The following is a 7,458-nucleotide window of genomic DNA, read 5'->3' as shown; positions in this document are numbered from 1 at the left end:
GGATGGGGAACTAAACCAATTTCTTTGACTTCCAAACGATAGATTAATTTAGCAGAAATTGGGGTTACTTGTCCCCGACAGCGAACTACTTGGGGTTGTCCGTAAATAGGTTGAAAGCGAGCATCTTTAGTTAGGGTATGTAATCCTAAATAAAGTAAATAAAATTGTAAGATTTGACTGAAGCCTTCTGATTGTAGCGAACCTGCTAAAACAGGATCGTCTTGAAAATGACAGGGGAAATACCAATGTTCGGGTTCGAGTTGTTTTTCAGCCACAATCAAACCCAATCCCCAATCTCCTCCTGTGGGATCGACAGAAGTTATGCGATCGATCATCATTATTTTCTGAGGAGGTAATCGCAAGGATTTATTTAAACCATATTGATGGTAATGTCTGCCAAAACATCGATCTAAATTTCCTTGGATTAGATGGGATAGATCGGCTTCGTTAAAATTGAATTTATTACAAACTAGCAAAGGTTCAAATTTTTGCTTAGCAATCTTTTTTCTAGCAGCTAGTTCTTTTTCGGTAACAATAACTCCTTTACCTTGCTCCAACTGAGTATCAGAAAAGAAGCCAGCACAGCCTCCATCCATTTTAATAATCATTTTATCTTTAACAAAGCATTCATAGCTAAAGAAAAAGAGTAAGTTATCGCCACTTTTGGCAAAGGAATTAATCTTGATGTCGTAGCGTAAAGTATCTCCTTCCTTGGGTAGTTCTTCGAGAAAAGTAAGAGTACAATCTAACAAGCGATAAACTAATTTTCTTTTATTTTCAAAATCGATTCCTAGGTAACTAATTAATAATAGATCGCATTGTCCAGACTCGATCGCAATACATCCAGGGATTTGGCGATCTACTGCATACCAAGCATTACTCGGAATATCGTATTCTGTGGTTATGGCAGAAGGTTTATATTCTCCTATTTTTGCCTCTAGTTTGGTAACTCGACTTACCAATAAATAGGGTGGTAAAGGTAGTCTGACTCGTCGGGAGTAGGAATCAATAATTTGATATTCATCCCCAAAGACATCGGCAATATTTCCTTTAGCAAATTCTAAGAGATCTGCTTCATTCCAAACTATACTATTATCGGGCTTCTGACTTGACGCGGATCGGAACCCTAAAGGACTAACTTCATGTCGCGGAGCTAATCCTTTAGGACTGTCTTCTGCCTCCTGTCTTCTGCCTCCTGCCTTCTGCCTTCTTTCAAGAATTAATTGTCGAGCAACTGCAATTTGTAATCGATTTATATTGAGATCTTGTTTATATTTTTTCCTATCTGGTTGCATATTATCTCTAGTTGAGCTTTTAGAAACTACCAGTTGAAATTTTGCTTTGTTTTCTGGAGTTAATATATATTCTTGGATTCTTTTACCTCCTAAAGTGACTTTTTGAATAATAGATTTATTCTTAGGAGAAACTGTAGCAATATCTGGAAACAGAGGGGATAAATCCAGAGAAACACCGTGACTAATTAGTTTTGCCAACAGCCTAGTTATTTGTACGCGATCGCTGACTCCTTTAGTATTAATAGAAACGGCTAAATATTCTTTATCTTGAAGAATGCGGTCGATCCAATTAGTGCAATTATTTTTAGCCCCTACTTCAATAAAGATTCTCGCTCCATCTTGATAAACGCGATCGACAATTCGGGGAAAATCAACTGTTTGACTGCATACTTCTGATGAATTGTGAGACAGGTTATTATTTGTTAGTTGGAGGGGTTGACCTGTGATGGAAGAATAAAGATCGATATCTGGTTGACTTTGAATCGGTAGGTTATGTATATCGATCAATTCTTTGTAGCGAGTTCGAGCAATTTCGCAATGTAAAACGCTATCGAAATCAATAACAATATATTGGCAATTGAGTTTATTAATTACTCTCAAACAAGATTGTGGCTCACCAGCGATTACTGCTTTCTCTGGGGTATTAATAAAGGTCAAATAAACTTTAGTTTCCGATTTTAATACTTCTTTGACGCGATCGACTCGTACTTTAAGGAGATAAGATTGCCAGAATTTTTCTGCTTGATTATCTGAAGTTATAGGCAAATTCCAAAACTCTCGCCCCGCCATACAAACCCCACATAATTCTGTTTTAAATAAAGGAGAAGATTGTAATGCCGCACTCGCGCTTTTAGCATGATGATGAAATTTATCTTTCCATATACCCAAAGCAAATAGCATTGCGGAAGCCTCTCCCAAACTATAACCAAAAGCCATCTGTGGTTTAACTTGGAATATATCTTTAAGGATTAGGGTATATGAAGTAGCCAGACTGATGCCAGTTTGAGACATCACCGAACCATTACTAAAAAACTTATTACTGTTTGCTTTTATTTTCTCTGGAAGATTGGTTAAATTTCTGGGATAGAGTAAATCTTCCTGTAGGCTTTGACCGAAATTATTAGTAAAACTAGGAGCAATTTCATGAAGTCTAGGGAATAGTCTAAAAATATCTTTTCCCAAGCCGATATCCGAGCTAGCCATACCAGGATAGACAAAAGCAATCTTGCCTTTTTTACCCAAAGGATTAGCTGTAAAATAACTACCATTGGGAGTTTTCCATTCATTCTTTTCACTAAAAGCTTTTACTATTCCTTGTAGGGCAAAGTTTATTTCTTTCAGGATGTCATTTTTATTGCTGCCAATGAGAACAAGACTATATTTTAGGTTAGTATTATGTTGCCAATCTCGATAATATTTCGTTGCTAATAAAGCTAAATCATGACTTTCTAAACTCTGCTGTAACTCTTTAACTCTTTCTAGCAAGTGTTCGTAGTTTCTCGCTTTAATAATTAATAGATAATAAGGACTTTTCTGGAGATAGTTACTAAGACGTTCTTTCTGAGTAGTCTCTTCCGATAAAATAACATGGGCATAAGTGCGATCGATTCCCAAGCTATTAATAGCAGCTATTCTTTTAGTTTGACCTGATTCTAAAAACCAGGTTTTCGATTCCGTAGCTACATAAAAAGAACTATCTTTCCACAACTCTAATTGTTTGGGCTGCGTCCAATTAGGAGAAGCAGGAATATAGCGGTGGTAGAGACACAATGCCGTTTTAATCAGGCTAGCAATACCAGAAGCAGCACGAGTATGACCGATATTTGCTTTAATACTACCCAGACAACAACGCAGTTGATCGCTATTAGAATATGCTTTAAGTATTCCCTTTATTTCCGCCCGATCTTCTTGGGGGATTCCACTTGCAAAAACTTCTAAATAACCAATATCTTGTGAGCTAATTCCTGTAGCTTTAAAAGCTTGCTGACAAGCTCGTTTAATAGATTCTGAAGACTTATTTTGACTGTAATTATGAACTAAAGAGATAGCATCAACGGTTGCATAAATTCTATCTCGATTTTCTTTAGCATTACTATATGGTTTTAAAACTACTGCACCCGCACCTTCCCCTACCAGCCAACCATTAGAATGAGCATCAAAACTAAGAGTTTTAACTCCTGTATTAATAGCCGATAATTTTTGCTGGGATAATACACTTTCTACTCCTCCAGCTAAATCTATAGCCCCCAAAACTACGGCTTCCACTTCACCATTGATCAACATTAATTGTGCTACTTCCAAAGCCTTGAGAATGGAATTTTCTCCCGCAGAAATAGTAAAAGATGCTCCCGTAAAATCCCATTTAGCAGCGATACGACTCGCCATAATGTTACCAATCACGCTGGTATATCGATTTACTGCTGCTGGTGGATGAAGACTGTCTTTGGCAATCTTTTCTAGTTCTTCAATCTCTTCTTCAGATAGTGCGATCTTTGCTTGTTTCAAGCTTTCTTTAAGTTGCCATAACAAATCGACTCTTCCCCGATATTGATGTAAAGCCAATTCGATTTCCATCGCCACAATAACGGCAACATTTCTCCCTTCCATTAAACCTGCATCTTGTATTGCTCGATCTGCAACTTTTAACATCAGTAACTGTTGGGGAATCAAGCGATCTTCTTCTTTAGGAGGAATTTTAAAATGCAGAAAATCAAAATCAAAATCTTTTATATATGCTCCCTTTGGTGCTTTTCCTTCTATAAAACCATACTCTTTTAGTAATTCAGTTTCTGCTTCAATTCCCTGCCAACGTTGAGGGGGTAACGGGATAAAATGTTGTATGCCATCGTATATGGTGCGCTCGAAACTATCTAACCCATCACATTCTCCAAAAAAGGCATCCATACCAATAATAGCTAGGGGATATTGTTTATCTTTTTTGCTTTCCCCCTGTCTTGGTGCGCGTTCCCTTGCGTCTTTCGCCGACGCGGTGAAGCAGTCCGTTGCGGTGAAGCACTTTCGTTGGGCGGGTTCCCCGACTTGAGAAAAGTGCTGAACCCGAAGGGAGGTTTCCTCCGTTGTAGGAACTGCTGAACCCTTTAGGGGGTCGCACCGCTTTCCCTTTACCCTTTCCCCTAACTTCTCCGATAAGTCTGATGACTCAATGATTAAATGAGCATTACAACCACCAAAACCAAAAGCATTAACTCCCGCCCTTTTTATATTTTTATCCCAAATAGTAGACTTGGTAACAATCTTTTCTCCGCCTATATTTCCTAGTTGCGATCGCAATGGTTTATCGATCTTAATAGTTGCAGGGATTAAATTTTTATTGATGCTTAAAATTACTTTAATTAAACTAGCAATACCCGCAGTAGTGAGTAAATGTCCTAAATTTGATTTGACCGAACCCAATAAAAGAGAATTATTATCTTGCCCAAAAAATTCCTCTATTGAGTTTAGTTCGACAATATCTCCTACAGGCGTACCCGTAGCGTGACATTCAATATAGTCAATACTATTTGGATTGATATCGGCACGATTATAAGCCCTCTCAAAAGCAAGAACTTGACCCTTAGAATTAGGTTGCAAAACAAATTTCCCCTTGCCATCATTAGACAAACCAATGCCGTTAATCGTGGCGTAAATGCGATCGCCATCTCGCAAGGCATCTTCATATCTTTTCAAAACCACCATACCCGCCCCTTCCCCAGCAATTAAGCCTTCTGAAGACTTATCCAAAGGACGAGAGCAATCGCTTTCTGGATATGCTTGAAAAATAGAAAATCCCTGATTGATAAATAAGGGATCTCCACAACTAACCGCCCCCGCTAACATTAAATCCGCTTTATTAGCTAATAAATAATCGCAAGCAAGCTTGATACTATAAAGAGAAGAAGCGCAGGCAGCATCGAGGGAAAAATTAATTTTCGATAAAGATAAAGCTTCGGCAATTAAAGCTGCGGGATAACCAGAAATATTACTATTTAAAGTAGATATTTGCTTATGATTATTTTTTAATTTAAAATCAGGTTTGTTTAACAGCTTTTGAATTGCCGAATTAATCGCCCGATGATATATTGGAGCGAAAAGATGATGGGATTTACGAGTAGGAAAAGAAAGATTGCCTAGAATGACTCCACAGTTATCTAAAACCGTGCGATCGCCAAAATAACCACTATCTTGTAATGCTTCTTTTGCTACATAAAGCGACCATTGATAAAGTGGATCTAAATCATTTAAAATATCTCGATCTATTTCATAATCACTAGCATCAAATTGAAAGTCTCTAATATATCCGCCCCGAAGACAATAATAGCGATCCTTAACTCTTTTTTGACTGGCGTAAAAAATATTAGCATCAACTCCCATTTGTTCTTCGGTAGCCAGGGAAGTTGAATCTTTTCTTTCGATTAAATTTTGCCAGTATTGTTCGGGGTTCGTAGCACCTGGTAGAAGACAAGATAAGCCAACGATCGCAATTTTTTTCATCTTTAAACTAAAAATATTTATTAACTAAATATTGAGAATATTCACAGACCCCTAATTTTTTTATTAAAAATATTACGAACTATCGGCAAATAGAATAAACACTTAGTTGTACTACTATTATCTAGATCGATCTAATATCGCTACTTTTGAGTTATCACTGGAAAATTCGACAATTTCGCAAGATATATAGTAGTTTTCATATTGGTAAGGTATTAGGTTTTTTGGTTGTGGCTAACTTTAATCTACCACTTGGTAATTTCTACCCTTCGCCACCTTATTTATGCAACAAAGCCGTTTTGAGGCAGAAGGCAGAAGGCAGGTGTGCCTCATGAGTCCGAGAAACGCTACGAACAACTTTAGATTTTTAGCATTGGAAGAGAAAAGCGATCGCTTTCAAAATTTGTCATTAATTCAATAATTTAGATTGCAGATTAAAACTTATTTTTTTTGTGTACTTCGGTGCAAAAATTATTAGTAAGACAATCGATTTTAGCTAAGAGGCTTGAATCAATTTCAACACAAAAACCGATCGCGAGTGCCATTGAATAAAACAGCAAAGACATAAAAGGCATAAAAGGCATGATCAATTTAGTATTGATATTTTTCAGGTTCGACATTCTTATAAATGGAGTTAATACTTCAGTTTTTAAGTTATCGGTAAAAAATCCCATAGTTTTGCAGAATTTAACACAACTTCATGTTTGCTTATCTCTGGCAAACTGGAACTAATTGTTTTTTAATGTTGGTTTTTAGCTGGTTATCTAATCGAAAATCCAGTTTTGCTGGTGAATTGTCAGCTAGAGGAAGCCATTCGTCGATCGCACTATGGGGAAGCAGAAAATCTTGGGGACTATTTGCTAAACCACCCTTTCCTAAATTATAAAAAGCGACTGTACCGTCTCCATCTACATCGCAACCCAGCACTACTTGAGTATCGACAGCTTGCTGGGGTAGGTTAACCAAACCGCGATTGGGGTCAGTTTCTAGAGTGCGGATACGAACATTCCCCGCTAGCCCAAATTTGGAACTAGCAGTAATATCGCTAAAGCTAGTAGATTGCGATCGCAATTCCAAACCTAAGATACTCTCAGCATTAATAGTTATATTGCCCCCGTTACCTAAAAAAGCATTGGCGGTGATGTCGCTATTTTCTGTAGGAAATGCCAAGATAAATTGGGCATCGATATCGATGTTGCCCCCATCCCCTCCAGCTTGAGCCGTTCCCGCCGTAGCAGTGATTTGACTGTTTTCTCTTAAAAACAAATTCTCACTCAAGACAAGTTCGATATTACCTCCATCGGTACTCAAGGTTTCTGCATTGATAGCAGACTGGTTATCTAGAGTTAGATTATTGGCTTGCAAAATAATATTGCCCCCAGTCCCCTCTCCCTGGCTATTAACGGCAACTTGAGAGCGATCGAGGCTGACTGTTGCCGAGCGAATATTGATATTTCCCCCTTGACCGACAGAGTTAGAACCAGTACTAGCAGCGATCGCACTATCAACTAAATTCAGATTCTCTTTAATTTGTAGTTGAATATCTCCTTCTTGTCCGCTACTAGCGGTGTCGGTGATAATTGTCGCCCCTTCTGTGAGGTTAAAGTTATCGGCAGTAATATTAATATTACCCGCTCGACCGTTACCAAACGTGGAGGCAGAAATTTCTGTTTGC

The 7,458-nt window shown here is 37.9% G+C and carries 2 protein-coding genes and 1 pseudogene; 1 reads left to right on the top strand and 2 read right to left on the bottom strand.

Annotated elements, in window-relative coordinates:
- Positions 1-5,786: beta-ketoacyl synthase N-terminal-like domain-containing protein (locus AC33VI_RS01225; protein WP_491780449.1), on the bottom strand; the 5,786-nt coding region annotated here is incomplete at its 3' end.
- 280 nt (positions 5,787-6,066) lie between these two features.
- On the opposite strand from AC33VI_RS01225, the gene AC33VI_RS01220 reads away from it, so the two are divergent.
- Positions 6,067-6,204 carry a hypothetical protein gene (locus tag AC33VI_RS01220; protein WP_491780448.1) on the top strand — a complete coding sequence of 46 codons (138 nt, stop codon included), beginning with the start codon at positions 6,067-6,069 and terminating at the stop codon, positions 6,202-6,204.
- A gap of 287 nt (positions 6,205-6,491) precedes the next feature.
- On the opposite strand, the pseudogene AC33VI_RS01215 reads toward AC33VI_RS01220, so the two are convergent.
- Positions 6,492-7,458: pseudogene (locus tag AC33VI_RS01215) on the bottom strand (filamentous hemagglutinin N-terminal domain-containing protein); the annotation flags it as partial.

This window comes from Waterburya sp. (assembly GCF_058530065.1).
This window is presented reverse-complemented; position numbering and strand designations above follow the sequence as displayed.